This window comes from uncultured Jannaschia sp. (assembly GCF_947503795.1).
Taxonomy (GTDB): Bacteria; Pseudomonadota; Alphaproteobacteria; order Rhodobacterales; family Rhodobacteraceae; genus Jannaschia.
This window is the reverse complement of the sequence record NZ_CANNEZ010000002.1, coordinates 208851-231840: the sequence shown is the minus strand read 5'-3', so window position 1 is coordinate 231840 and position 22990 is coordinate 208851. Positions and strand designations below refer to the sequence as shown.

Sequence of the window (22990 nt, the reverse complement as noted above, 5' to 3'; positions counted from 1 at the left end):
CGGCTGTCACGCGGGGCTCAGTCCGGGCGGCGCAACACCGCCATGTAGAACCCGTCCATGCCGCCCCGCTCGGGCCAGAGATCGGGCAGAAGCCGCAGTCCGTGGTCCGAGGCCGCGACCTCCGCCAGGCCGAACGCCACCGGGTCCAGCGGCTCGGCGGACAGCCCCTCATGCCGCTTCAGCGCCGCCGTCACCTGGTGCTCGCCCTCGACCGGCAGCAGCGAACAGGTGCAATAGACCAGCCGCCCGCCGGGCCGCAGGACGTCCAGCGCCCGGTCGATCAGGCGGTATTGCAGCCGGGTCAGCGCCTCGACGTCGCGCGCCTCGCGCAGATGCGGCAGGTCGGGATGCCGTCGGACCGTGCCCGTCGCAGTGCAGGGCGCGTCCAGCAAGACCGCGTCGAACGGCGCCTCCGGCGTCCAGTCGAGGGCATCCGCCTCGATGACCTCCGCGCCGAGCCCCGTCCGCTCGAGATTGGCGTGGACCCGCCGCAGGCGCTTGGGCGAGATGTCGAGCGCCGTCACCTCGGCCCCCGCCGCCGCGAGCTGCATCGTCTTGCCGCCCGGTGCGGCACAGAGGTCCAGCACCCGCTGCCCCGCAACGTCGCCCAGCAGGCGCGCGGGCATCGCGGCCGCAGCGTCCTGCACCCACCAATGGCCCTCGGCATAGCCCGGCAGCATCGAGACCTGCCCCCCGGCCAGTCGGATCGACCCCGTCGGAAGGGCCTCGGCCCCGTCCGGGAGCACCGCGTCCGGGCCCTTCGGCGTGAGATCCAGCGGCGCGCCCGCGACATGCGCGGCCTCGATCGCCTCCAGCCGCTCGCGGCCCCAGGCCTTCGCCAGGGGCTTGCGCAACCATGGCGGCAGGGCGGGCGGCGGCAGCGCGTCCCAGGCCGCGCGATCCTCGGCCAGCCCGCGCAGCACCGCGTTCACCAGCCCTGCCTGCTTGGCCGTGCGCGGCGACATCCGGGCCAGCGCGACCGCGTCGTTCACCACCCCGTGCGGGGCCGCGTCGTCCGCGAACAGCTCGGCCAGCGCCAGCCGCAGGATATCGCGCACGCGGGCCGCCGGCTGCCGCTCCATCCGCGCCTTCAAGAGCGTGTCCGCCCGCCCCAGATGCTGCAGGGCCAGGCCCGCCAGCCGCAGCGCCCGCGCCGCATCCGGTCCGTCGAGACCGCTCGCCCCGTCCGACAACATCCGCCCGTCGCGCAGCACATGGGCCATGAGTTTCAGCGCCCCGCGGCGGGCGGCGAGGCTGTCGGGTCGATCCGTCATGCGGGGGCGCTCCTTGGCGGCGGCGGTCCCGCGACGTATATCCATCCCGCACCCCCGGCAAGGAGGCCCCGCGATGGCCCAGCGAATGAATGTCGATCCGACCGATCTCCCCGAAGCGCCCGCCGACGCGCCCGCCTGCCCGACGGGCAATCGCGACCGGGGTGCGGAATTCATGGCGCTGACCCCCGCCGAGGAAGCCGCCCGCCGCGCCGCCTTGCCAGATGTCGCCCGCCGCGCGCTGGAGGAGGCCGAGGCGCGCCGGCGCGACACCGGAGCGCGCCCGGTCGAGCTGGGCGGCCGCGACGGCCCCGAGCCGGTGCGCTACGGCGATTGGGAGCGCAAGGGCATCGCCATCGACTTCTGAGCGGTCAGCGGATGCGCAGATCCGCCACGTCGCCTGCGCCGCGATCGGCCACGAACCGGACGACATCGCCGCGCACGGCCACGACCTGGCAGTTCAGCGGAAAGTACCGGATCGCCGATTGCAGCGTCCGGCAGAAGTAGCCGTCCTGCCAGCTCCAGCCGCCCGTGACGCGAAAGCCGAAGCCGCGCCCGGCGATCGACCCGTCGCGCCCGACCCGCAGCGACACCCCGTCGCCCGTCAGCCGCTTGCCTTCGACCAGCGCGAGGAACGCGCCGCGGTCCGCGACCCGCTCGAAGGCGGCGGCCGGCACCGGCAGGACGAGAAGAAGGAATACCACGAGGAGGCGCATGCCCCAAAAGATGGCCCTCGGGTGTGCGACATCAACCGTGCCTGTCCTCTGGCCCGAAATACCTTCGGGGGGATGTCGGGGGGCAGACGGCCCCCCGACCGGGGTGCGCGAGGGGCTGGCCCCTCGCTCCCCCTTTACCGCAGGCCCAACACGTCCATCATGTCGAACGCGCCCGGACCCTTGCCCTGTCCCCAGAGCGCGGCCTTGATCGCGCCCCGCGCGAAGACCGATCGGTCGGTCGCCAGATGCCGCAGCACCACCCGCTCGCCATCGGCGGCGAAGATCACGTCGTGATCGCCCACCACGTCGCCACCCCGGATCGCGTGGAACCCAATCGTGCCGCGCCCCCGCCCGCCGGTCATGCCGTCGCGGCCCCGGTCGGACACCGCGTCCAGCGCCACGCCGCGCCCCTCGGCCGCTGCCTCGCCCAGCATCAGCGCGGTCCCCGAGGGCGCGTCGACCTTGTGGCGGTGATGCGCCTCGACGATTTCGATGTCGTACTCGTCGTCCAGCGCCGCCGCGACCTGCCGGACGAGCTGCGTCAGAAGGTTCACGCCCAGCGACATGTTGCCCGCGCGGATCACCGTCGCGTGCCGCGCTGCGCGGTCCAGCGCCGCGATGTCGTCCACCCCGAGCCCGGTCGTACCCACCACGTGGACCGCGCGGGCCTGCGCGCAGAGCTCGGACATCGCCACGGTCGCCGCGGGCGTCGTGAAGTCGATCACGGCCTGCGCGCGGGCCACCACCTCGATCGGATCGTCGGTGACCGGCACGCCCCGCGCCGCGCCGCCCAACGCCTCGCCCAGGTCGCGGCCCGCCCAGGTGTGGTCCGGCGCTTCGGTCACGCCGACCAGGCGGCAATCGTCCCGCGCGTCGATTCCCTCGATCAACATCCGGCCCATCCGGCCGGATCCGCCCATCACGACGATGCCTGGGGTCATGGTGCTCTCTCCTCCGCCCGAACGCGTGGTCTTCCGGCGTCTCTACAGGGGCGCGCCGCGGGGCGCACGGGGTCGCTTGCGCGAAACCGCGCCTGTTGCACCGCCGCGCCGCCCCGCCTATCTGCAAGCCCCTGACCCCGGAGGCCCCATGGCACGTTCCCGTTTCGACACCGGCGGCGGTCCGTCCCAGCGCCAGCTGCGGGTGGGCGAGCTGATCCGGCGCACCCTCTCCGACGTGCTCGCGCGCGGCGATATCCACGACCCCGAGCTGCAATCCATGTCGATCACCGTGGGCGAGGTCACGACCTCGCCCGATCTCAAGGTCGCGACCGCCTGGGTGCTTCCGCTGGGCGGCAAGGACCGGGAGAAGGCGATCGCCGCCCTCAAGCGCAACAAGGGCGAGCTGCGCCGCGCGATCTCCAAGGAGATGACGCTCAAGTTCGCGCCCGACCTGCGCTTCCGCATCGACGAGACCTTCGACCGGATGGACGACACGCGCCGGATGTTCTCCGACGACACGGTCCGCCGCGATGTCGACGCCGAGGGCGGAGACGGCGAGGCATGATCCGCCTCGCGGCCCTGCTCCTGCTGGCGCTCTCGGGCGGCGCCGCGGCGCAGGATTGCCGCGCCGTGCCGCATCGCGACCGCGCGTTCACGGTCTGCACGGCTCCGCTCGACGCCTTCGCGGTCGAGCTGCGCCTCGACGCCGCCGACGGCACCCGGCTGGGCAGCTTCGCCGCACTCGCCCGCGAGACCGAGGCCTCGATCGCCTTCGCGATGAACGGCGGCATGTACCATCCCGACCGCGCGCCCGTCGGCCTCTATATCGAGGACGGGACCGAGCGGCGCGGCATCGTCACCTCCGCCGGACCCGGCAATTTCGGGATGCTGCCGAACGGCGTGTTCTGCGTCGCCGGCACCCGCGCAAGCGTCATCGAATCGCGCCGTTTCGCCGCCGACCCACCCGCCTGCGACCACGCCACCCAATCGGGGCCGATGCTGGTCATCGACGGCGCGCTCCACCCCCGCTTCATCGCCGACAGCGAATACCGCAACCTGCGCAACGGCGTCGGCGTCTCGCCCGATGGCGGTACCGTCCATTTCGCCATCTCCGACGAGCCGGTCACTTTCCACGAGATGGCGACGCTCTTTCGCGACGAGCTGGGCCTGCGCGACGCGCTCTATCTCGATGGCAGCGTCTCGCGGCTCTACGTGCCGGGACAGGACCGGGCCGATCCGGGCCGCCAGATGGGGCCGATCCTGTCGGTGACGGCCCGCTAGATGCCCCGGCGCAAGCGCGGACGCGATACCCATGGCTGGATCGTGGTCGACAAGCCCGCGGGCGTGACCTCCACGTCCGTGGTCGGACGCGTCCGCTGGGCGCTGGACGCACGGAAGGCCGGCCACGCGGGCACGCTCGACCCCGATGCGACGGGCGTTCTGGCCGTGGCGCTGGGCGAGGCGACGAAGACCGTGCCCTACGTGACCGACGCCGCGAAATGCTACCGGTTTCGCGTCACCTGGGGGGCCGAGACAACCACCGACGATGCCTCGGGCGAGCTGGTTCGGCAGGGCGACGGCACCGTGCCCGACGCCGCCGCCATCGACGCGGCACTGGCCGCCTTCCGGGGCGATATCGAACAGGTTCCACCGCAGGTCTCGGCGGTGAAGGTCGATGGCGAACGCGCCTATGACCTTGCGCGCGAAGGCGTCGCGATGGACCTCGCCGCGCGGCCCCTTCATGTCGAGCGGCTCGAGGTGCTCTCCGCTGACACCACCGGCGCCGAACTCAAGATGGTCTGCGGCAAGGGCGGCTATGTCCGCTCCATCGCGCGCGATCTGGGCCGTGCGCTGGGCTGCCTCGGACACGTCGCGTGGCTCCGCCGCACGTGGTCGGGTCCGTTCCGCGCCGAGGACGGCCTCGCCTGGGACCGGATCGAGGCGCTGGCCCGCCGCCCCGAACTCGACGCCCTCGTCCAGCCGCTTGAACTGGGCCTCGCCGGTCTGCCCATGCTGTCGGTCAAGGCCGAGGCCGCCGCCCGCCTGCGCCATGGCAACCCGGCGGAGGTCGCGTTCGGCGCAGGCTTCGGCGAGACCTGCTGGGCGGCGCTGGACGGACAGGCCGTCGCCATCGGCACCTATCGCGCGGGCCGGCTCTATCCGACCAAGGTCTTCGTGCGCTGAAACATGCGTGCCCCCGATCCGGGGTGTTTTGTTACAGTGGATCACGGAATGCGGCCCTTGCCGCGCGCGTCGCCACCTTGCCGTGAGCGGGGCTGCCGCGGGACCGGTCCGGCGGTCTAGGGTCGGGGCAACCCAACCCATGACCCGCAAGGATGCAATGCCATGACCACGCTCAACCCCACCACGCCCGACCTCACGCGCACCGCAACCACCGTCCTCGTCGCCGGGGCGCTCGCGACCCTCGCCTTCGACCTCTTCGGCCAGGGTCTCTCGCCGCTGGCCGGCTACGCCAAGCTGGCACCCGTCGGCCTCGCCCAGCAGACGCTCAACACGGTGTTCGGCAGCGTCCCCAAAGGGATGGCCGACATCCTCCACATCCTGACAGGGCTGATCGCCTATCCGCTGGGCTACCTCCTGATCGCCCGCCCGCTGGCCGCGCGCCTGCTGCCGCGCCTGCACTGGAGCGTCGTCGCCACGGCCTACGGCGTCGGGCTCTGGATCTTCGCGCTCTACGTCATGGCGCATCTCGTCGCGGGCAACCCGGCCTTCCTCGGCTTCACCGGCATCACCTGGGTCGCGCTCTGGGGGCATGTGCTCTACGGGCTCGTCGCCGCGGCGGTGATCGAACGCCGCGCCTGATCCGCCGCCGCCCCTTGCCCCCGGCCGGGGGCGGCTGGCATCCCTCGGGGCATGATCACCCGCACCCACACCAAGGGCGACGCGCCCTCGACCGCGACCTATTCCGACGACGAACGCTACCGCTACGACCTGACCCGCACTTGGGATGCCGACCGGGGGCGGGTCAACTTCGTCATGCTGAACCCGTCGACCGCGACCGAGCTTTCGAACGACCCCACCGTCGAGCGCTGCGAGCGCCGCGCCCGGGCGCTGGGCTACGGCGCGTTCCGGGTCACCAACATCTTCGCCTATCGCGCGACCGATCCCCGCGACATGCGCGCCTGCCTTGACCCGGTGGGCGGCGCGGCGAACGACGCGGCCATCCGCGACGCGGCGCTTTGGGCGGACGCGGTCGTCTGCGCCTGGGGCACCCATGGCGCGCATCTCGACCGCGGCGCGCGGGTGGCCGACCTCCTGCGCGGCACCGACCGACCACTCCTGACGCTGGGCCTCTCGAAGGCGGGGCATCCGAAGCATCCGCTCTATATCGGGTACGACGTCCAGCCACAGCCCTGGGACATGCCATGACGCCCGAATACGCCACCGCTCCCGACGGCACCCGCATCGCCTATCGCCGTGCCGGGTCCGGCCCGCCGCTCGTTCTGCTCCACGGCTATCCGCAGAACCACCGCTGTTGGCTGCCCGTCCTGCCACGCCTGGACGAGCGGTTCACCTGCCTGCTGATCGACCTGCGCGGCTATGGCGACAGCGACGCGCCGCCCGACGATGACGGTCACACGGTCTATTCCAAGCGCCGGATGGCCGGGGACGTCGCCGCCGTGCTCGATGCCGAGGGGATCGCGCGCGCCGACATCGCGGGCCATGACCGGGGCGCGCGGGTCGCCTACCGGTTCGCGCTGGATCATCCCGAGCGGATCGCGCGCCTCGCCATCCTCGAGGTCATCCCCACCGTCGCCTTCTGGGACGCCTGGTCCGCCGATCTCGCGCAGGCGGCGTATCACTGGAACTTCCTCGCCCAGAAGGCGCCGCTGCCCGAGCGCCTGATCGGGGCCGATCCGGCATGGTATATCGACTGGACGCTGTCGGCCTGGAACCGGACCGGCACGCTCGCACCCTTCGCCGACGACGCGCGCGACAGCTACCGCGCGCAGGCCGAGGACCCGGTGCGGCGGACGGCGATGTGTGCCGATTACCGGGCAGGGTATCACACCGACCGTGCTATCGACGCGGCCGATCGCGCCGCGGGCCGCCGCATCGCGGCACCGCTCCACTTCGTCTGGGGCCGACATGGCTTCCCGGCCTCGACCGGCGATCCGGCGGCCGTATGGCGGACCTGGGCCGAGACCGTCACCGACACCTCCGTCGATACCGGCCATTTCGCCATGGAGGAGGACCCGGAGGCCGTCGCCTCGGCCCTCTTGGCGTTCTTCGACTGAGGGTCAGACCCAGGCGACGAGGCGGATATGCGCCGCCTCGACCGACGCGGTGCCCGCGACGTGGGCGACGATCTCGCCGTCGAGACGCACCTCCTGTCCCGCGGGGCCGCATGTGATCGTCAGGTCGGGCACCGGCTCGTCGGCGCCATAGGCGATTTCGATGAGATCCTCGCCGGGATCGAAATCCTCGATCAGCGGCGGGCCGTCATCTATCGCCAGCCCGTCATCCGCCGCCGCCGAGGACAGCGTCGCGGGGCCGTCTTCGATGAACGCGACCGGCGGCGCGCGGAAGAGAAACAGGTCCGTCCCGTCCCCGCCCGCCAGCCGATCGCCGGTGCCGTCGGCCAGCCTGTCGTCGCTCTCCCCGTCACCATTCGTGGCGACGGTCAGGGGCGATTCGTCCCCGGCCGATGCGTCGCCATCGGGGGCGGGCGCTTCTTCGGCCGTGTCATGTCCGGTCGGTGCGAACATCAGCGCCCCCGAGACGAGAACGCCCAATAGGCCGGCGATCAGGAACATGGGCGGATTTCCCTTGGGTGGGCGTGCCTACCACGCGGGATGCGCCTGCACATAGAACATAGGGGAAACATGGTTAACGCCGCGGAATGGGGCTTTCCTTGCGCAGGCGGAGGGTGTAGGCGGCGCGCTCACTCCAAGGGCCTTGCTGGACGACATCCCGGCCTGCGCCATGACCCCGAACCCACAGGAGACCCCGATGTCGATCACCGTCGAAGAGAAGAACCGCCTGATCAAGGAATTCGCGACCAAGGAAGGCGACACCGGTTCGCCCGAAGTCCAGGTCGCGATCCTCACGTCGCGCATCACCACGCTGACCGAGCACTTCAAGACCCACAAGAAGGACAACCACTCGCGTCGTGGTCTCCTGATGATGGTCGCGCAGCGCCGGAAGCTTCTGGATTACACGCGCGGCAAGTCCGAAGAGCGGTATCAGGACCTGATCAAGCGCCTCGGCATCCGCCGCTGAGCCACTCGATCACCGTCGAAGAAAAAGGGGCCCGCGGGCCCCTTTTTGCATCTTCAGAGGCCGATGAACGCATCGGCCAGCGCCATCCAGAGCGGGATCGACAGGATCGCCACCGGCGTCCCGAGCCCGGTCGAGGTGCCGACATAGGCCGAGGGGTTCGCCTCGGGGAGGGCGCCGCGCATGGTCGGCGGGCCCGAGATGTCCGAGCTCGACGCCGCCATCACCGCCAGCAGGACCACGCCGCCGCCCGAGAACCCGGTCAGGTGGTGGGCGACGAGCCCCGCGCCGAAGCCCAGAAGGCCGTGGACCAGCGGCGCGGTCAGCCCGTAGAGGATGTAGGCGCCCGCAACCTTGCGCAGCTCCGACAGGCGCGACCAGGCCTCCATCCCCATGATGAGCATCAGGATCGACAGGAGCCCGCGGAAGAGCGGCTCGTAGAAGCTCTCGTAGACCGAGTCAGGCTTGGCGAAGATCCCCAACGCCAGCCCGAGGACGAGGGCCGAGATCGCGGCGCTGCGGAACGTGTCGACGAGGATCTCGCGGACCAGCTTGCCATCGAACGCCGACCCGCCCGAGCCGCCGCCCAGCGCCACCGTGCCGCCCTGTACCGCGGGGGCCGCGCGCCGCTGTTCGGCCAGCTTGGCCAACACGATCGCCGTGACCAGTGCCGCGATATCCATGAACGGGTAGAGCGCGCCGATGAAGCCTTCGTAGGTGACGCCCTCGCTGTCGAGCATTGCCATCCCGGCGGCCAGCGTCGAGGCCGAGACCGCGCCGAACAGCCCCGCCGTCGCCATGCCGTCGGTGCGCGACACGCCCCGCCAGCGGGCCAGCGTCACCATGCCGATCAGGACGATGGCGACCCCGACCGCAGCCGCAGCCAGCGCGGGCACCACGAGCTCCATAAGGTTCGCCTCGCGCACCGAGATGCCCGCGCCCAAGCCGACCTTCAGCAGCAGGAGGAGGACGACGAACTTGTAGACCGGCCCCGGCACCTCGAGCTTGGAGCCGAGCGCGGCCAGCACCATCCCGCCCAGCAGGAAGGCGAGGGTGGGCTTCTGGATCTGCTCCACCATGGTGGCGAGGATGTCGAATACGATGTCCATGACGGTCTCCTGTCGGGTCGGCGATCAGGTAGCGGGCATGCACGTTCTCGAAAAATACTGCTTTTGCGGGATAGCGTTCTATAAATACGAACGATGGCCACGCTCAACTATCACCACCTCCGCTACTTCCATGCCGTGGCGCGCGCCGGGAACCTGACCCGCGCCGCCGAGACGCTGAACGTGTCGCAATCCGCGCTCTCGACCCAGATCCGCACGCTCGAGGCGCGGCTGGGGCATCCGCTCTTCGATCGGGTCGGGCGCGGGCTGGAGCTGACCGAGGTCGGGCGGATGGCGCTCGACCATGCCGAGCGCATCTTCCGCATCGGCGACGACCTTCTGGCGACGCTGGGCCGCGCGGGCGGCGGGTCCGAGCCGCTGCGGGTCGGCGCGGTCGCCACGCTCTCGCGCAACTTCCAGACGCGGTTCCTCGCCCCCGTCCTCGGGCGCGAGACGGGGATCGAGCTGCGCTCCGACAATGCCAGCGCGCTGATCGCGGACCTCCGGACGCTGGCGCTCGACGTCGTCCTGACCTCCGAGCCGCCGCGCGATGCGGGCCGCGACCTCCTGATCCATCCGCTCGCGACCGAGCCCGTGGCCATCCACGGCCCGCCGGACCGGTTGGGGCAGGGGACGCTGTCCGCGCTTCTGGCCGAGGGCGCGTTCATCCTGCCGTCCGATCCCGGCATCCGGTCGGGGTTCCTCGCGCTGGGCGAGCGGATGGGTGTGACCCCCCGGATCGCCGCCGAGGTCGACGATATGGCGATGATCCGCCTCCTCGTGCGCGAGGGCGCGGGCCTCGCCGTTGTGCCGGCCGTCGTCGTCGCCGACGAGCTGGCTTCGGGGCGGCTCGCGACCGCGCCCTTCGCGCTCGACCTCGCCGCGCGCTTCCACGCCGTCACGCTCCGCCGCCGCTTTCCGCACCCCGCGCTGGCCGAGCTTCTGCCGGCCTGACGCCCGCGACCTTGCGACACTTTCCAACCTGTCCGAACCGGTGTAGGGCACCCCATCTGAGACGTGGCGTCCCGACCCCGGCGCCCGCGCGAAGGACAATGGGGGTCGGCGGCAATGGGGCCGCCATACACTCGGGGACCCCGGAACGCCGGACGCGTCCCCAGACAGGATGAGAATGTTCAACATCGTCAAGAAAGAGATGGAGTGGGGTCACGACACCCTCTCCCTGGAGACCGGTCAGATCGCCCGCCAGGCCGATGGCTGCGTCATCGCCACCTACGGCGAAACCAGCGTCATGGCCGCCGTGACCTATGCCAAGCAGCCGAAGCCGGGACAGGACTTCTTCCCGCTCACGGTCCACTACAACGAAAAGTACTACGCCGCGGGCAAGGTCCCCGGCGGCTTCTTCAAGCGTGAGGCCCGCCCCACCGAGAAGGAGACCCTGACGAGCCGCCTGATCGACCGTCCGATCCGCCCGCTCTTCGTCGACGGCTTCAAGAACGAAGTGCTCGTGATCTGCACCGTGCTCAGCCACGACCTCGAGAATGACCCCGACATGGTCGCCATGATCGCCGCCTCGGCCGCGCTGACGATCTCGGGCGCGCCCTTCATGGGCCCGATCGCCGGTGCCCGCGTGGGCTTCGTCGACGGCGAGTACGTGCTGAACCCGTCCGTGGACGACATGCACCAGCTCAAGAACAACCCCGAGCAGCGTCTCGACCTGGTTGTCGCCGGCACCAAGGACGCCGTGATGATGGTCGAATCGGAGGCCTATGAGCTGTCCGAAGCCGAGATGCTGGGCGCCGTGAAGTTCGGCCACGAGCAGATGCAGCCCGTGATCGACCTGATCGTCGCCCTCGCCGAGGACGCCGCCAAGGAGCCGATGGACTTCCAGGTCCCCGACTATTCCGCCCTCCTGTCCCGCGTCAGCGAGATCGGCGAGCAGAAGATGCGCGACGCCTATGCCATCACCGACAAGCAGGAGCGGACCGGCGCCGTCTCGGCCGTCAAGGACGCCATCAAGGCCGAGCTGACTGACGAGGAGCGCGAGGACGCCAATCTCGGCACCGCCCTGAAGAAGCTCGAATCCAAGGTGCTTCGCGGCGACGTCGTGAAGAACAAGAAGCGCATCGACGGCCGTGCCCTCGACAAAGTCCGCGCCATCGAGAGCCAGGTCGGCCTCCTGCCGCGTACCCACGGCTCGGCGCTCTTCACCCGCGGCGAGACGCAGGCCCTCGTGGTCACGACGCTCGGCACCGGTGACGACGAGCAGTTCATCGACGCGCTGCATGGCAACTTCAAATCGAACTTCCTGCTGCACTACAACTTCCCGCCCTACTCGGTCGGCGAAGTCGGCCGCTTCGGTCCTCCAGGCCGCCGCGAGATCGGTCACGGCAAGCTGGCCTGGCGTGCGCTGCAGGCGGTTCTGCCGTCCGCGACGGACTTCCCCTACACGATCCGTCTCGTCTCCGAGATCACGGAATCCAACGGCTCGTCCTCGATGGCCACGGTCTGCGGATCGTCGCTGGCGATGATGGACGCCGCCGTGCCGCTCAAGGCCCCCGTGGCCGGCGTGGCCATGGGCCTCGTGCTGGAAGACGATGGCGACTACGCGGTCCTGACCGACATCCTCGGCGACGAGGATCACCTGGGCGATATGGACTTCAAGGTCGCCGGTACCGCCGACGGCATCACCTCGCTCCAGATGGACATCAAGATCGCAGGCATCACGCCCGAGATCATGGAGACTGCGCTGGAGCAGGCCAAGGCCGGCCGTCTGCACATCCTCGACGAGATGGCGAACGCCCTGACCGAAGGGCGCTCCGAATTCTCGGCCCACGCCCCCCGCATCGAGACGATGCAGGTGCCCACCGACAAGATCCGTGAAGTGATCGGCTCGGGCGGCAAGGTCATCCGCGAGATCGTGGAAGTCTCGGGCGCCAAGGTCGACATCCAGGACGACGGCACCATCAAGATCGCGTCGCCCAACGGCGAGGCCATCCAGAAGGCCTATGACATGATCCACTCGATCGTGGCCGAGCCCGAGGAGGGCAAGGTCTACAAGGGCAAGGTCGTGAAGATCGTCGATTTCGGCGCCTTCGTGAACTTCTTCGGCAAGCGCGACGGCCTCGTGCACGTCTCCCAGATCGAGAACAAGCGCCTGAACCACCCCTCCGACGTGCTGTCGGAAGGCCAGGAGGTCTGGGTCAAGCTTCTCGGCTTCGACGATCGCGGCAAGGTGCGCCTCGCCATGAAGATGGTCGATCAGGAGACCGGCAAGGAAATGGCGGGCGAAGACGCCGACTGACGCGTCCCCACCACCACAATCCACGCGGGCCCCGGCAGAGATGTCGGGGCCCGTTCTCGTCTCGCGGCCCGCCGCGTCACCGAACCGTCACCTCGCCGTCATCCCGGCGCAATGCGGCCGCGCCATCCTGCCCCCACGGACCCGATACCCCGTCGCGGTTCGTCCCGTCGCGACCGGCCCTGGACGCGAGAGACCTGGGCCCCCGATCCTCCCACGATCGGGGGCCGCTTTCCCGGCCCGCACGGCGCGCTACCATCGGGCGGAAGGGGGAACCGCCATGAAGCTCAACGTCTATCTCGCCGGTGAAATCCACACCGACTGGCGCCGCACGATCACCGAGGGCGCGGCGCATCTGCCCGTGACCTTCACCGCGCCGGTGACCGATCACGACGCCTCGGACGATTGCGGCGTCGCGATCCTCGGGGCCGAGCCCGACAAGGTCTGGCACGACCGCAAGGGCGCCCAGCTCAACGCGATCCGCACCCGCAAGGCGATCGCCGACGCGGACGTCGTGGTCGTGCGCTTCGGCGACAAGTACAAGCAATGGAACGCGGCCTTCGACGCGGGCCAGGCCGCAGCACTGGGCAAGGCCCTGATCGTGCAGCACGCGCCCGAACACGCCCACCCCCTGAAGGAGGTGGACGCGGCGGCCCTCGCGGTCTGCGAGACGCCCGAGCAGGTCGTGCAGGTGCTCGAATACGTGCTGACCGGCGGCCTTCCGGCTTAACGCTTTCTCAAGCTCCGTCGTTCATGGTCCGTTCCATGATGAACCGGATCGAGATCGTGGCCATGGGCGGTGCCCTGGTATTCCTGGGCACCGCGCTTCTTGGCGCGCTCGTGGCGTTGCCGTGGTAGGGCGGCTCAGCCCTCGCGCGGCGGCGTCCGCATCCCGACCTCGACCGCGGGCCGCGCCTTGAACCGATCGACATAGTCCTGCAGCACGGGATGGGCGTCCCACTCGACGATGTCCTTGGCCTCGTAGAAATTCAGCGCGTTCAGCCAGGGCGCGATCGCGATATCGGCCATCGAGAACTCGCCCGCGATCCAGTCGCGTCCCTCGATTTCGCCCGCGAACACACCCAGCAGGCGCTTGGCCTCGTCGACATAGCGCTGGCGCGGCCGGGGATCGTCGATCTCCTTGCCCGCGAATTTCACGAAGAACCCGAGCTGTCCCAGCATCGGTCCCAGCCCGCCCATCTGCCACATGATCCATTGCGTGACATGCGCCTTCGCGGCCGCATCCGACCCCAGCAGGCGCCCCGTCTTCTCCCCGAGATAGAGCAGGATCGCCCCGCTCTCGAACAGGCCGATGGGCTGGCCGTTCGGCCCGTCGGGATCGATGATCGCGGGGATCTTGTTGTTGGGGTTCAGCGACAGAAACGCGTCGGACTTCACGTCCGCATCCGAGAGCGTCACGCGATGCGCCTCGTAGGGCAGTCCCAGCTCCTCGAGCGCGATGGACGCCTTCACGCCATTGGGCGTCGGAAAGCTGAAGAGCTGCAACTTCGTGGGGTCCTGCGGCGTCCAGCGCTCGGTGATCGGGAAGGCGGAGAGTTCGGCCATGAGGGCCTCCTGAGGAATTGCGTCGCGCATGACATAGGCCCGGCCGGGGCTGCGCAAACACCTGCGCCAGCGCACATCCGATCCGCGTCGCGTGGTGCGCCGGCCACGGGTCGCGGCAAAAATCCGCCCCGGTGGGTGACGGAGCGTCAACGGCTAGGCCAAAAGCGCGCGACCGTCGAAACTGGCGGCGCACGCGACCAGGGAATAGGCAGACAGACACATGATCAACGAATTCAAGGACTTCATCGCCAAGGGCAATGTCATGGACATGGCCGTCGGTATCATCATCGGCGCGGCCTTCACCGCGATCGTGACGTCGCTGGTGGGCGATCTCATCAATCCGATCATCGCGCTCTTCACCGGGGGCATCGATTTCTCGGGCTGGTTCTACGTCATGGGAGACGGCGAATTCGCCTCGATCGAGGCGGCGACCGAGGCCGGTGTGCCGGTCTTCGCGGTCGGCAACTTCATCATGGCCGTGATCAATTTCCTGATCATCGCCTTCGTGGTCTTCATGCTGGTGAAGATGGTGAACCGCATCAAGGCCGCCGCCGAGCGCCCCGACGATGCCGCCCCCGAGGTCGACACCGGCCCGTCCGAGCTCGACGTTCTGCTCCAGATCCGCGACGAGATGCGCGCGGGCCGCACCGCCGCCGAGTGATCCGCGCCGGATGAAAAGGGGGCCCGCGCAGCGATGCGCGGGCCCCTTCGCATGTATTGGATCAACCGCTCAGGCGGCTAGCACGTCCTCGGCCGCGATGGTCGGCAGGTCCAGCGCCTCGCCCACGGCGGCATAGGTGAGCTGCCCGGCATGCACGTTCAGACCCGCCCGCAGGTGCGGATCAGCAAGGCAGGCCGCCCGCCAGCCCTTGTCGGCCAGCGCCAGCAGGAAGGGCAGCGTCGCGTTGCCCAGCGCGATGGTCGAGGTCCGCGCCACCGCGCCCGGCATGTTCGCCACGCAGTAGTGCATCACCCCGTCCACCTCGTAGATCGGGTCGTCATGGGTGGTGGCTTTCGAGGTCTCGAAGCAACCACCCTGGTCGATGGCGACATCGACGATGGCCGCACCCGTCTTCATGCCCGCCAGCTGGTCGCGCCGCACGAGCTTGGGCGCCGCGGCGCCCGGCACGAGGACCGCGCCGATCACCATGTCGGCCTCGGCCACCAGCTCGGCGGTGTTTCCCGCGCTGGCATATCGGGTGCGGAACGCCGACCCGAACGCGTCGTCGAGATAGCGCAGCCGCGTCAGCGAGCGGTCGAGCACCGTCACCTCGGCGCCCATGCCCGCCGCGACCCGCGCCGCGTGGGTGCCGACGACACCGCCGCCGATCACGGCGATCCGCGCGGGTCCGACGCCCGGCACGCCGCCCATCAGAACGCCGCGGCCACCATTGGCCTTCTGGAGCGTCCAAGCCCCGACCTGCGGCGCGAGCTTGCCCGCGACTTCCGACATCGGCGCCAGAAGCGGCAGGCCACCGGCGCGGTCCGTCACCGTCTCGTAGGCGATGCAGGTCGCGCCCGACGCGATCAAATCATGCGTCTGGTCCGGATCGGGGGCGAGATGCAGGTAGGTGAAGAGCACCTGGCCTTCGCGCAGCATCTTGCGCTCCCCGGCCTGCGGCTCCTTCACCTTCACGATCATGTCGGCCTGCTCGAACACCGCCGCCGCGTCGGGCAGGATCTTGGCCCCGACAGCCATGTACTCGGCATCCTCGAAGCCCGACCCGAGACCCGCGCCCGCCTGCACGACGACCTCGTGGCCATGCAGCACGGCCTCCATCGCGGCGGCGGGCGTCACGCCCACGCGGAATTCCTGCGGCTTGATTTCAGTGGGGCATCCGATGCGCATGTCACTCTCCCTGATCTGCGTTGCGGCGCTTATAGGGCTGACGCTGCGCGAAGGGATCGCTATCATCGCTCGATCGTTGTGCTTGACGCGAAAATTACGCGCAAATTGATATCCAGACGCGGAGAATTGGCGACATGACACAGATCGACGCGACCGACGCCCGCCTCCTCCGACTCGTTCAGAGCGACGGCACGCTGACGGCGCAGCAGCTCTCCGACCGCCTCAATCTGTCGCCTTCCGCCTGCCATCGCCGCGTCCAGCGCCTCGAACGGGCGGGCGTGATCCGGGGGCGCGTGGCACTCATCGACGGGCGGACCATCGGGCGGCGAACGGTCGTCTTCGTCGAGATCAGCCTCGCAACCCAGGCCGACGAGGTGCTGGATGCGTTCGAAGCCGCGGTCGCCCGCATTCCAGACGTGCTCGAATGCCACCTGATGACCGGCGCCTACGACTATCTCCTGAAGGTCGTCGCACGCGACAGCGAGGATTTCGCCCGCATCCACCGCGCACATCTCGCGGGCTTGCCGGGGGTGGCAATGCTGCAATCGTCCTTTGCGCTCAAGACCGTCTTCTCGACCACGGCACTGCCGGTGGACGACCCCTAGCCCAGTGCCCAGCCGAGGCCCGCGAAGACCAGCGCGCCCGCGATCACCGCCTGCAACACGTCCCGCCGCCACGCGCCCACGCCCAGCGCCACCCCCGCCGCCACCAGGTGCGCGGCATCGAGCGTGCCGCCCGTCGCCTCGGGCCAGACCACGGCGGGCGCGACCAGCCCCGGCAGGACCGCAACCCCCGCATAGCGCAGGTGCCGCAGCAGCCAGGGTGGCATCGGCCGGTCGCCGACCAGCCCGAGGAAGGCAAAGCGCGTCAGGTAGGTGCCCACCGCCAGCGCCGCGATGACGATCCAGACGGTCGCGGTGCTCATGCCCGACGCTCCATCTCGGCTCCGGTCGCCATGGCGAGCAGCGCCGCGACGATCAACCCGAGGTTCCAGGGCATCCACGCGAAGACCAGCGCCGCGACCACCGACACGAAGGCCGCCGCGACATGGGCGCGAGTGCGCAGGAGCGGGCCGACGAGGGCGAGAAACGCCAAGGGCAGCGCGAAGTCGAGCGACCACGCCTCGGGGATGCGCGCGCCCAGCGCGGCCCCCGCATAGCTCGCGCCGACCCAAGCCGGGAAGACCGGCAGGGCGGTGCCCGCGAAGAATGCGACGCGGTCTGCGATCGACCAGTCGGGCCGCTCCTCGTAGGCCGCGACCGACAGTGCATAGGTCTGGTCCACCAGGAGGTAGGACAGCGCCGCCCGCTGCCAGAGCGGGGCCGCCCCGACATGCGGCACCATGGCCGCCGAATACATCACCATCCGGAGGTTCACCGCCAGCGCCGAGAGGATGACGATCGCCACCGGCGCCCCGTCGGAGATGAGCTGCACCGCCGTGAACTGTGCCGCGCCCGCGATCACGACGACCGAGAAGGCCACGACCTGCGCCAGCGGCAGCCCGACCTCGGCGGCGAGCACCCCGAAGAGCATGCCGAAGGGCACCATGATGACGATGAAGGGCAGGCCGCGTGCGACGCCGAGGGCGAAGGGCGTCCGACGGCTCGGCGGAGGGGCGGTCATCTGGTTGCATCCCCTCCGGTGGCGCGGGCAAGGTCCGGCCTAGCCCCAGCCCGGCAGGTCCCGCAAGTGTCCACGCGAACGCCCCCCACCCTGATCGTCGCGCCGGATCCCGGCGACGCCGCCTTGACGCGCGCGGTCACCGGTCGCGACGGCACCGGCGCGCCCGTCGATCTGCGCGTCGTGGAGGAACGGCCGCTGACCATCTACCTCAACAGCCGCGAGATCGTGACCGCGATGACCATCGGCGACCACCCGCGCTGGCTGGGCCTCGGGTTCCTCGTCAACCAGGGGATGGTGCGCGCGGCCGACGAGGTGACGGGCATCGAGTACGACGCCGAGACCGAGGCCGTCGTCATCCGCACCGCGACCGAGACCGATCACGAGGCCAAGCTCGCGCGCGCCACGCGCACGTCGGGCTGCGCGGTCGGCACGGTCTTCGGCGACATGATGGAGGGGCTCGAGGGCCTGACGCTGCCCGCGACCCCGCTCCGCGTGTCCGACCTGCGCGCGCTGTCCGCCGCCATCGCCCGCACGCCCAGCCTCTATCTCGAAGCGGGCGCGATCCACGGCACCTGCCTCTGCCGCGGGCCAGATCCCATCGCCTATTTCGAGGATGTCGGCCGCCACAACGCGGTCGACAAGCTGGCGGGCTGGATGCGCGCGACGCGCACCGATCCGGCCGACAAGACGCTCTATACGACGGGCCGCCTCACCTCCGAGATGGTCATCAAATGCGCGCTGATGGGGATTCCGTCGCTGGTGTCCCGTTCGGGCTTCACGGCTTGGGGCGTCGAGATCGCACGGCAGGTCGGCCTGACGGTGGTCGGGCGAATGAAGGGCGAGCGCTTCGTCTGCCTTTCGGGCGAGGATCGGGTCGAATGGGACGTCTGATCCAGCCCCACGGCGTCATCCTCGCGGGCGGGCGCGCGACCCGGATGGGCGGCGGCGACAAAGGCCGGCTCGAGGTCGCGGGCCGCTCGCTGATCGCGCATGTGATCGCGCGGCTCGGGCCTCAGGTCGACCAGCTGGCGCTCAACGCCAATGGCGACGCCGCGCGTTGGGCCGATCTGGACCTGCCGGTGCTGGCCGATACCGCACCCGACCATCCCGGCCCGCTGGCGGGCGTGCTCGCCGGGCTGGACTGGGCCGCGGGGACGGGCGTCCCGCATATCGTGACCGCCGCCGCCGACACGCCCTTCCTGCCGCCCGATCTCGTGCCCCGCCTTCTCGACGCCGCCGGGCGGTCTGGCCTGGCGCTCGCCGCCACGCAGGAGGGGGACCGCGTCTTGCACCAGCCGACCTTCGGCCTCTGGCCCGTGGCGCTCCGTGACGACCTGCGCGCCGCGTTGGCGGGCGGCACCCGCAAGGTTCTCGCCTGGACCGACCGTCACGACGCAGGGACCGCGATTTTCCCGACCGCCCCCTGGGACCCGTTCTTCAACGTCAACACGCCGGACGACCTGGCCCGGGCCGAGGCGATGGCATGCGGCTGATCGGGATCGTCGGGCACAAGAACGCGGGCAAGACGACCCTGACCGAGCGGCTGGTGGCCGAGTTCGTGCGCCGGGGCCTCGTGGTCTCGACGCTGAAGCGGACGCATCACGCGCTCGATCTCGACACGCCCGGCACCGACAGCCACCGGCACCGCGTCGCGGGCGCGCGGCAGGTCGTGCTGGACTCGGACGCGCGGATCACCACCTTCGAGGAGGCAGGGCCGCGCGACCTCGCGTCCCTGCTGACGCGGCTGGCGCCCTGCGACATCGCCTTGGCCGAGGGCTGGAAGCGGGGCGATCACTTCCGCATCGAGGTCTGGCGCCCCGAGACGGGCCTCCCGCCGCTCGCTGCCGGCGATCCGACCATCGCCGCCGTCGCGACCCCCGGCCCCTGCGACGCGGCGGCCCCGCATCTGGCGCTCGACGACGTGGCGGCCATCGCGGATTTCGCGCTGGAGCATGCGCCGTGAGGTTCGAGACGATCATCGTCGCCGACTGGTCCGCCGCCGCCAGCCCCACCGGCTCCCGTCCGAAGAAGGACGCGATCTGGGTCTGCGCCGACCGCGAGGGCGTGCAGGAGGTGTGCTATTTCCCGACCCGCGCGGCGGCGCTGGGTTGGATCGACGAGGTGCTCGCCGAAGGGCGGCGCACGCTTCTGGGCTTCGATTTCGCGATGGGCTGGCCGCCGGGCTTCGCCGCCGGTCTGACGGGCGAGGCCCGTGCCCTTTCCGTTTGGGACTGGCTTGCCACGCGCATCACGGACGGCCCCGAGAACGCCAACAACCGCTTCGAGGTGGCCGAGGCGATCAACCGGGCCTTTCCGGGCATCGGCCCGCTCTGGGGGCGGCCCGGCGGGCGCGACCATCCCGACCTGCCGGAACGCGGCACCACCCGGCGGGACCACGGCATCCCCGATCATCGCCGCGTCGAAGGCGCGGTCCGCTCGGCGCAATCGGCGCTCAAGCTCTACACCACCGGGTCCGTCGGCTCGCAGGCGCTGATGGGCTGCGCCGCGCTGCCCGCGCTCCGCCTCCGCCATGCCCTCGCCGTCTGGCCACAGGAGACGGGGTTCGACCTGCCGCCGGAGGGTAACCTTCTGGTGGAGGTCTACCCCTCGCTCTGGCCGCCCGCGCCGCACGAGATCAAGGACGCGGGGCAGGTCATCGCGACCGCAGACGCGCTGCGAACCGCCGCCGAGGACTGGTTCACGGCCCCCGCCGCCCTGCCCGACGCGGCCCGGATCGCGGCCGAGGAAGGCTGGATCCTTGGCGTCTCGCCCGAAGGCGGCGCGATGCGGCCCGCCGCCTCGGATTGCTTCGCTCTTCCGCCCGGCGTGGCGTGGACGCCGGTCGAGACCGCGCTCGCCACCCTGCGCGACGGCCTCTCCCCGGTCACGGCGACGCAGGATGTGCCCGTCGAACACGCCGCCGGTCGCATCCTCGCCGCACCCGTCGCGGCGCTGCGCGCCAACCCGCCTGCGGCCAACGCGGCGGTGGATGGCTGGGGCTTCGCCCATGCGACCCTCCCACCCGGCCCGATCCCGGTTGCACCGGGCCGCGCCGCCGCCGGTCACCCGCATCCGCACCCGGTTCCGCCGGGTCACGCGATCCGCATCCTCACCGGCGCGGCCCTACCCGAAGGCGTCGACACCGTCGCCCTGCAGGAGGACGCAACCGAGGGGGACGGCACCGTCACCCTCCGCGCGATCCCGAAGCCCGGCGCCAACACCCGCCGCGCGGGGGAGGATGTCGGCCCCGGCGATCCGATCCTGACCGAGGGGTTGCGGCTGCGCCCGCCGGACGTGGCGCTGGCCATCGCGGCAGGTCACGCCACGCTGCCGGTGCGCGCGCCGTTACGGGTGGGCGTGCTCTCGACCGGGGACGAGATCGTGGCGCCCGGTGGCGACGGCATCCCGGACGTGAACCGGCCGATGCTGCTGGCGATGCTGGCGGGCTGGAGGCTGGCGCCGGTCGATCTGGGCCATGTGGGCGACGACGCGCAGGCGCTGGCCGACCGCCTGAACGGCGCGGGCTGCGATGCGATGCTGACCTCGGGCGGCGCGAGTGCGGGGGCCGAGGACCACCTCTCGCGCCTTCTGTCCGAGCGGGGCGGCGTACATCACTGGCGCATTGCCGTGAAGCCCGGTCGCCCGCTTGTGCTTGGCCACTGGAACGGCACACCGGTCTTCGGCCTGCCGGGAAACCCGGTTGCGGCCTTCACCTGTGCGGCGATCTTCGCGCGCCCCGCGCTGCTGCGGCTGGCCGGGGCCCCGTGGTCCGAACCCGCGGGCCGCACGGTGCCCGCCGCCTTCGCGAAGGCGAAGAAGCCCGGCCGCGTCGAGTTCCTGCGTGCGCGCCTGCGGGATGGCGCGGCGGAGGTCTTTCGCTCGGAAGGCTCGGGCCGCGTCTCGGGGCTGAGTTGGGCCGAGGGGTTCGTCGAGCTTCCCCACGGCGCGGCGACGATCGCACCGGGCGACCCCGTGCGCTACATCTCCTTCACCGAGCTCGGGATCGGCTAGCCGCGCCCGTTTGCCTTCGCGACGAAGTCCCGCAGGTGCGGGACGTAATCCTCGGGGCCGTCGCCGCCGGTATTCACGGCCAGCGCGTAGCTGTTGCGGATCGCGGCCCCCACGGGGTTCGCCACCCCCGTCCCGCCGGCCAGTGCGGACAGATACGTCATATCCTTCAACGCGTTGGTCAGGGTGAACTTGTGCGCCTCGCGATTGCCGTCGACGACGTAGCTCCGGAACGTCTCGTAGAAGCCGCAGCCCATGCGACTGCCCCGGATGACCTCGTCGAAGGTCTCGACGGCGATTCCCGAGGCATCGGCCAGCGCCAGCGCCTCCGAATAGATCGCGCCGTAACCCATCGCGAGGAAGTTGTTGAGAAGCTTCATCGTGTGTCCCGCGCCGACCTCGCCGACATGGTCGATGCTCTTGGCCCATGTCGCGAGGACCGGCTTGACCCGTGCGAACACCGCGTCGCTCGCGCCGACCATCGCGGCCAGCTCGCCCGTTTCGGCCTGCGCGGGCGTGCCGCCCAGCGGGGCGTCGGCCATCCCGAAGCCGCGCGCGTCCAGCCGTTCGGCCAGCATCCGGGTCGAGACCGGGTTCGAGGTCGAGCAATCCACCACGGCCGCGCCGTCAGGCAGGTGCTCGATCATGGCGTCCACGATGGCCTCGACCTGCGGCGAGCCGGGCGCGCAGATATGGACGATGTCCGACGCGGCGGCGAGTTCGGCCAGCGTCGCGGCCTCGGTCGCGCCCTGCCCCACGAGGTCGTCGATCGGCGTGCGGTTGCGATGCGCGATCACCGTCAGCGGATGTCCGGCCTTCCGAAGATTGGTGGCGATGCCGTGCCCCATGAGGCCCACGCCCACGAATCCGATGCGTTCCATAACGTCTCCTCCCGTTTCGGGCGAGACGTAGCGTGGCACGGGGGTGTTGGACAGACCGTCCCGGCGCGTCAGCCCTTGGGGCGGAGCCGGATGACGACGTCGACCTTGGCGACTTCCATGCCCGCGGGGGCCGCGGGCAGGTCGACGATCTGCAAGGCCTCGTGGCCCGCATCCGACAGGCGACCCTCGGCCTCCCAGTAGAAATGCGGGTGGTCGTCGAGGCGGGTGTCGAAATAGGAGCCGGTGCCGTCGACCGTGATCTCCTGCACGAGGCCGGCTTCGGTGAAGGCGCGGAGCGTGTTGTAGACCGTGGCCAGCGAAACCTTCTCGCCCGAACGCCGCGCGGCGTCGTGAAGCGTCTCGGCGGTGACGTGGCGGTCGCGCCCGTCGCCGACCAGAAGCGACGCCAACAGCACCCGCTGCCGCGTCGGCCGCAGGGCCGCGCGGGAGAGCCAGGCTTCGCCCCGGTCGCGGGCGGTCTCTCCGGTCGTCGTCATATCCCCAATATAGGGGTCGCGTTGCGTCATTT

At 70.6% G+C, this 22990-nt stretch carries 28 protein-coding genes; 17 read left to right on the top strand and 11 right to left on the bottom strand.

The features are described 5' to 3' along the window. Positions 1–17: 17 nt before the first annotated feature. Positions 18–1274 (bottom strand): transcription antitermination factor NusB, encoded by a 1257-nt coding sequence (locus Q0833_RS13640; protein WP_298435837.1) that lies wholly within the window; start codon positions 1272–1274, stop codon positions 18–20. Positions 1275–1347: 73 nt separating this feature from the next. Here Q0833_RS13640 and Q0833_RS13635 point away from each other — a divergent pair, with 73 nt between their 5' ends. Then, positions 1348–1638 (top strand): DUF1674 domain-containing protein, encoded by a 291-nt coding sequence (locus Q0833_RS13635; protein ID WP_298435834.1) that lies wholly within the window; start codon positions 1348–1350, stop codon positions 1636–1638. A 4-nt stretch (positions 1639–1642) separates the two neighbouring features. Here Q0833_RS13635 and Q0833_RS13630 read toward each other — a convergent pair whose 3' ends face one another. Further along, positions 1643–1987, bottom strand: coding sequence for a dihydrodipicolinate reductase (locus tag Q0833_RS13630; protein WP_298435831.1), 345 nt, complete (start codon positions 1985–1987; stop codon positions 1643–1645). Positions 1988–2121: 134 nt separating this feature from the next. Further along, on the bottom strand, positions 2122–2928 hold the full coding sequence (gene dapB / locus Q0833_RS13625; RefSeq protein WP_298435828.1) for a 4-hydroxy-tetrahydrodipicolinate reductase: 807 nt from the start codon (positions 2926–2928) through the stop codon (positions 2122–2124). A gap of 148 nt (positions 2929–3076) precedes the next feature. On the opposite strand from dapB, the gene rbfA reads away from it, so the two are divergent. The 6 genes from rbfA to Q0833_RS13595 all read left to right on the top strand — a co-directional run bounded on the left by rbfA (position 3077) and on the right by Q0833_RS13595 (position 7187). After that, positions 3077–3493, top strand: coding sequence for a 30S ribosome-binding factor RbfA (rbfA, locus tag Q0833_RS13620; protein WP_298435825.1), 417 nt, complete (start codon positions 3077–3079; stop codon positions 3491–3493). Then, complete coding sequence (locus Q0833_RS13615; RefSeq protein WP_298435822.1) at positions 3490–4209, top strand: phosphodiester glycosidase family protein; 720 nt, start codon at positions 3490–3492, stop codon at positions 4207–4209. The genes rbfA and Q0833_RS13615 overlap by 4 nt, the downstream gene beginning before the upstream one ends. Next, positions 4210–5112 (top strand): tRNA pseudouridine(55) synthase TruB, encoded by a 903-nt coding sequence (gene truB / locus Q0833_RS13610; RefSeq protein ID WP_298435819.1) that lies wholly within the window; start codon positions 4210–4212, stop codon positions 5110–5112. A 162-nt stretch (positions 5113–5274) separates the two neighbouring features. Further along, complete coding sequence (locus Q0833_RS13605; protein ID WP_298435816.1) at positions 5275–5751, top strand: hypothetical protein; 477 nt, start codon at positions 5275–5277, stop codon at positions 5749–5751. Between the two features lie 51 nt (positions 5752–5802). After that, positions 5803–6318: a DUF1643 domain-containing protein gene (locus tag Q0833_RS13600; RefSeq protein ID WP_298435813.1), complete on the top strand. Its 516-nt coding sequence runs from the start codon at positions 5803–5805 to the stop codon at positions 6316–6318. Continuing rightward, positions 6315–7187 carry an alpha/beta hydrolase gene (locus Q0833_RS13595; RefSeq protein WP_298435811.1) on the top strand — a complete coding sequence of 291 codons (873 nt, stop codon included), beginning with the start codon at positions 6315–6317 and terminating at the stop codon, positions 7185–7187. The genes Q0833_RS13600 and Q0833_RS13595 overlap by 4 nt, the downstream gene beginning before the upstream one ends. Positions 7188–7190: 3 nt before the next feature. Here Q0833_RS13595 and Q0833_RS13590 read toward each other — a convergent pair whose 3' ends face one another. After that, on the bottom strand, positions 7191–7706 hold the full coding sequence (locus Q0833_RS13590; RefSeq protein ID WP_298435808.1) for a hypothetical protein: 516 nt from the start codon (positions 7704–7706) through the stop codon (positions 7191–7193). A 196-nt stretch (positions 7707–7902) separates the two neighbouring features. Here Q0833_RS13590 and rpsO point away from each other — a divergent pair, with 196 nt between their 5' ends. Next, a complete protein-coding gene (gene rpsO / locus Q0833_RS13585) occupies positions 7903–8172 on the top strand; it encodes a 30S ribosomal protein S15 (RefSeq protein ID WP_298435805.1) in 270 nt (89 codons plus the stop codon). Between the two features lie 53 nt (positions 8173–8225). On the opposite strand, the gene Q0833_RS13580 is transcribed toward rpsO, so the two are convergent. Further along, complete coding sequence (locus tag Q0833_RS13580; RefSeq protein WP_298435802.1) at positions 8226–9278, bottom strand: sodium-dependent bicarbonate transport family permease; 1053 nt, start codon at positions 9276–9278, stop codon at positions 8226–8228. A gap of 93 nt (positions 9279–9371) precedes the next feature. Here Q0833_RS13580 and Q0833_RS13575 point away from each other — a divergent pair, with 93 nt between their 5' ends. The 3 genes from Q0833_RS13575 (at position 9372) to Q0833_RS13565 (ending at position 13264) form a co-directional block, all read left to right on the top strand. Further along, positions 9372–10229, top strand: a complete 858-nt coding sequence (locus Q0833_RS13575) for a LysR family transcriptional regulator (RefSeq protein ID WP_298435799.1) — start codon at positions 9372–9374, stop codon at positions 10227–10229. Positions 10230–10404: 175 nt separating this feature from the next. Then, positions 10405–12537, top strand: coding sequence for a polyribonucleotide nucleotidyltransferase (pnp, locus tag Q0833_RS13570; RefSeq protein ID WP_298435796.1), 2133 nt, complete (start codon positions 10405–10407; stop codon positions 12535–12537). A 277-nt stretch (positions 12538–12814) separates the two neighbouring features. Continuing rightward, positions 12815–13264 (top strand): YtoQ family protein, encoded by a 450-nt coding sequence (locus Q0833_RS13565; RefSeq protein WP_298435793.1) that lies wholly within the window; start codon positions 12815–12817, stop codon positions 13262–13264. Between the two features lie 134 nt (positions 13265–13398). Here the strand turns inward: Q0833_RS13565 and Q0833_RS13560 are convergent, their stop codons facing one another. Then, entirely contained in the window at positions 13399–14100 is a 702-nt protein-coding gene (locus Q0833_RS13560) for a glutathione S-transferase N-terminal domain-containing protein (RefSeq protein WP_298435790.1), read from the bottom strand. Positions 14101–14320: 220 nt separating this feature from the next. On the opposite strand from Q0833_RS13560, the gene mscL reads away from it, so the two are divergent. After that, entirely contained in the window at positions 14321–14761 is a 441-nt protein-coding gene (gene mscL, locus Q0833_RS13555; RefSeq protein WP_298435787.1) for a large conductance mechanosensitive channel protein MscL, read from the top strand. A gap of 69 nt (positions 14762–14830) precedes the next feature. On the opposite strand, the gene ald is transcribed toward mscL, so the two are convergent. Further along, positions 14831–15949 (bottom strand): alanine dehydrogenase, encoded by a 1119-nt coding sequence (gene ald / locus Q0833_RS13550; RefSeq protein WP_298435784.1) that lies wholly within the window; start codon positions 15947–15949, stop codon positions 14831–14833. A 134-nt stretch (positions 15950–16083) separates the two neighbouring features. Here ald and Q0833_RS13545 point away from each other — a divergent pair, with 134 nt between their 5' ends. Then, complete coding sequence (locus tag Q0833_RS13545) at positions 16084–16554, top strand: Lrp/AsnC family transcriptional regulator (RefSeq protein ID WP_298435781.1); 471 nt, start codon at positions 16084–16086, stop codon at positions 16552–16554. On the opposite strand, the gene Q0833_RS13540 is transcribed toward Q0833_RS13545, so the two are convergent. Both Q0833_RS13540 and Q0833_RS13535 read right to left on the bottom strand, forming a co-directional pair. Continuing rightward, positions 16551–16874, bottom strand: coding sequence for an AzlD domain-containing protein (locus tag Q0833_RS13540; RefSeq protein ID WP_298435779.1), 324 nt, complete (start codon positions 16872–16874; stop codon positions 16551–16553). The two genes, Q0833_RS13545 and Q0833_RS13540, sit on opposite strands and share 4 nt — an antisense overlap. Continuing rightward, positions 16871–17572 carry an AzlC family ABC transporter permease gene (locus Q0833_RS13535; RefSeq protein WP_298435776.1) on the bottom strand — a complete coding sequence of 234 codons (702 nt, stop codon included), beginning with the start codon at positions 17570–17572 and terminating at the stop codon, positions 16871–16873. The genes Q0833_RS13540 and Q0833_RS13535 overlap by 4 nt, the downstream gene beginning before the upstream one ends. 66 nt (positions 17573–17638) lie before the next feature. On the opposite strand from Q0833_RS13535, the gene Q0833_RS13530 reads away from it, so the two are divergent. The 4 genes from Q0833_RS13530 to Q0833_RS13515 are packed head-to-tail and all read left to right on the top strand — an operon-like array spanning position 17639 to position 21583. Next, positions 17639–18463 carry a formate dehydrogenase accessory sulfurtransferase FdhD gene (locus tag Q0833_RS13530; RefSeq protein ID WP_298435773.1) on the top strand — a complete coding sequence of 275 codons (825 nt, stop codon included), beginning with the start codon at positions 17639–17641 and terminating at the stop codon, positions 18461–18463. Continuing rightward, positions 18460–19065, top strand: a complete 606-nt coding sequence (gene mobA, locus Q0833_RS13525; protein ID WP_298436877.1) for a molybdenum cofactor guanylyltransferase MobA — start codon at positions 18460–18462, stop codon at positions 19063–19065. Before Q0833_RS13530 ends, mobA begins: the two co-directional genes overlap by 4 nt. Beyond that, positions 19056–19535: a molybdopterin-guanine dinucleotide biosynthesis protein B gene (gene mobB, locus Q0833_RS13520; RefSeq protein WP_298435770.1), complete on the top strand. Its 480-nt coding sequence runs from the start codon at positions 19056–19058 to the stop codon at positions 19533–19535. The genes mobA and mobB overlap by 10 nt, the downstream gene beginning before the upstream one ends. After that, positions 19532–21583: a molybdopterin-binding protein gene (locus Q0833_RS13515; protein WP_298435766.1), complete on the top strand. Its 2052-nt coding sequence runs from the start codon at positions 19532–19534 to the stop codon at positions 21581–21583. Before mobB ends, Q0833_RS13515 begins: the two co-directional genes overlap by 4 nt. Here Q0833_RS13515 and Q0833_RS13510 read toward each other — a convergent pair. Continuing rightward, the gene (locus Q0833_RS13510; RefSeq protein WP_298435763.1) at positions 21580–22461 is read right to left on the bottom strand and encodes an NAD(P)-dependent oxidoreductase; all 882 of its coding nucleotides are present in this window, start codon (positions 22459–22461) and stop codon (positions 21580–21582) included. The two genes, Q0833_RS13515 and Q0833_RS13510, sit on opposite strands and share 4 nt — an antisense overlap. Before the next feature lie 68 nt (positions 22462–22529). Beyond that, positions 22530–22958, bottom strand: coding sequence for an iron response transcriptional regulator IrrA (irrA, locus tag Q0833_RS13505; RefSeq protein WP_298435760.1), 429 nt, complete (start codon positions 22956–22958; stop codon positions 22530–22532). Between the last annotated feature and the right edge of the window lie 32 nt (positions 22959–22990).

What these genes read in the sequence shown, in the direction of transcription:
- mobB (WP_298435770.1), top strand. Translation starts at nt 19,056, where the DNA reads ATGCGGCTGATCGGGATCGTCGGGCACAAGAACGCGGGCAAGACGACC.
- mscL (WP_298435787.1), top strand. Translation starts at nt 14,321, where the DNA reads ATGATCAACGAATTCAAGGACTTCATCGCCAAGGGCAATGTCATGGAC.
- rpsO (WP_298435805.1), top strand. Translation starts at nt 7,903, where the DNA reads ATGTCGATCACCGTCGAAGAGAAGAACCGCCTGATCAAGGAATTCGCG.
- truB (WP_298435819.1), top strand. Translation starts at nt 4,210, where the DNA reads ATGCCCCGGCGCAAGCGCGGACGCGATACCCATGGCTGGATCGTGGTC.
- Q0833_RS13565 (WP_298435793.1), top strand. Translation starts at nt 12,815, where the DNA reads ATGAAGCTCAACGTCTATCTCGCCGGTGAAATCCACACCGACTGGCGC.
- Q0833_RS13600 (WP_298435813.1), top strand. Translation starts at nt 5,803, where the DNA reads ATGATCACCCGCACCCACACCAAGGGCGACGCGCCCTCGACCGCGACC.
- Q0833_RS13595 (WP_298435811.1), top strand. Translation starts at nt 6,315, where the DNA reads ATGACGCCCGAATACGCCACCGCTCCCGACGGCACCCGCATCGCCTAT.
- Q0833_RS13580 (WP_298435802.1), bottom strand. Translation starts at nt 9,278, where the DNA reads ATGGACATCGTATTCGACATCCTCGCCACCATGGTGGAGCAGATCCAG.
- Q0833_RS13640 (WP_298435837.1), bottom strand. Translation starts at nt 1,274, where the DNA reads ATGACGGATCGACCCGACAGCCTCGCCGCCCGCCGCGGGGCGCTGAAA.
- Q0833_RS13545 (WP_298435781.1), top strand. Translation starts at nt 16,084, where the DNA reads ATGACACAGATCGACGCGACCGACGCCCGCCTCCTCCGACTCGTTCAG.
- Q0833_RS13590 (WP_298435808.1), bottom strand. Translation starts at nt 7,706, where the DNA reads ATGTTCCTGATCGCCGGCCTATTGGGCGTTCTCGTCTCGGGGGCGCTG.
- Q0833_RS13560 (WP_298435790.1), bottom strand. Translation starts at nt 14,100, where the DNA reads ATGGCCGAACTCTCCGCCTTCCCGATCACCGAGCGCTGGACGCCGCAG.
- dapB (WP_298435828.1), bottom strand. Translation starts at nt 2,928, where the DNA reads ATGACCCCAGGCATCGTCGTGATGGGCGGATCCGGCCGGATGGGCCGG.
- irrA (WP_298435760.1), bottom strand. Translation starts at nt 22,958, where the DNA reads ATGACGACGACCGGAGAGACCGCCCGCGACCGGGGCGAAGCCTGGCTC.
- rbfA (WP_298435825.1), top strand. Translation starts at nt 3,077, where the DNA reads ATGGCACGTTCCCGTTTCGACACCGGCGGCGGTCCGTCCCAGCGCCAG.
- Q0833_RS13540 (WP_298435779.1), bottom strand. Translation starts at nt 16,874, where the DNA reads ATGAGCACCGCGACCGTCTGGATCGTCATCGCGGCGCTGGCGGTGGGC.
- Q0833_RS13635 (WP_298435834.1), top strand. Translation starts at nt 1,348, where the DNA reads ATGGCCCAGCGAATGAATGTCGATCCGACCGATCTCCCCGAAGCGCCC.
- ald (WP_298435784.1), bottom strand. Translation starts at nt 15,949, where the DNA reads ATGCGCATCGGATGCCCCACTGAAATCAAGCCGCAGGAATTCCGCGTG.
- pnp (WP_298435796.1), top strand. Translation starts at nt 10,405, where the DNA reads ATGTTCAACATCGTCAAGAAAGAGATGGAGTGGGGTCACGACACCCTC.
- Q0833_RS13575 (WP_298435799.1), top strand. Translation starts at nt 9,372, where the DNA reads ATGGCCACGCTCAACTATCACCACCTCCGCTACTTCCATGCCGTGGCG.
- Q0833_RS13605 (WP_298435816.1), top strand. Translation starts at nt 5,275, where the DNA reads ATGACCACGCTCAACCCCACCACGCCCGACCTCACGCGCACCGCAACC.
- Q0833_RS13630 (WP_298435831.1), bottom strand. Translation starts at nt 1,987, where the DNA reads ATGCGCCTCCTCGTGGTATTCCTTCTTCTCGTCCTGCCGGTGCCGGCC.
- Q0833_RS13510 (WP_298435763.1), bottom strand. Translation starts at nt 22,461, where the DNA reads ATGGAACGCATCGGATTCGTGGGCGTGGGCCTCATGGGGCACGGCATC.
- Q0833_RS13535 (WP_298435776.1), bottom strand. Translation starts at nt 17,572, where the DNA reads ATGACCGCCCCTCCGCCGAGCCGTCGGACGCCCTTCGCCCTCGGCGTC.
- Q0833_RS13615 (WP_298435822.1), top strand. Translation starts at nt 3,490, where the DNA reads ATGATCCGCCTCGCGGCCCTGCTCCTGCTGGCGCTCTCGGGCGGCGCC.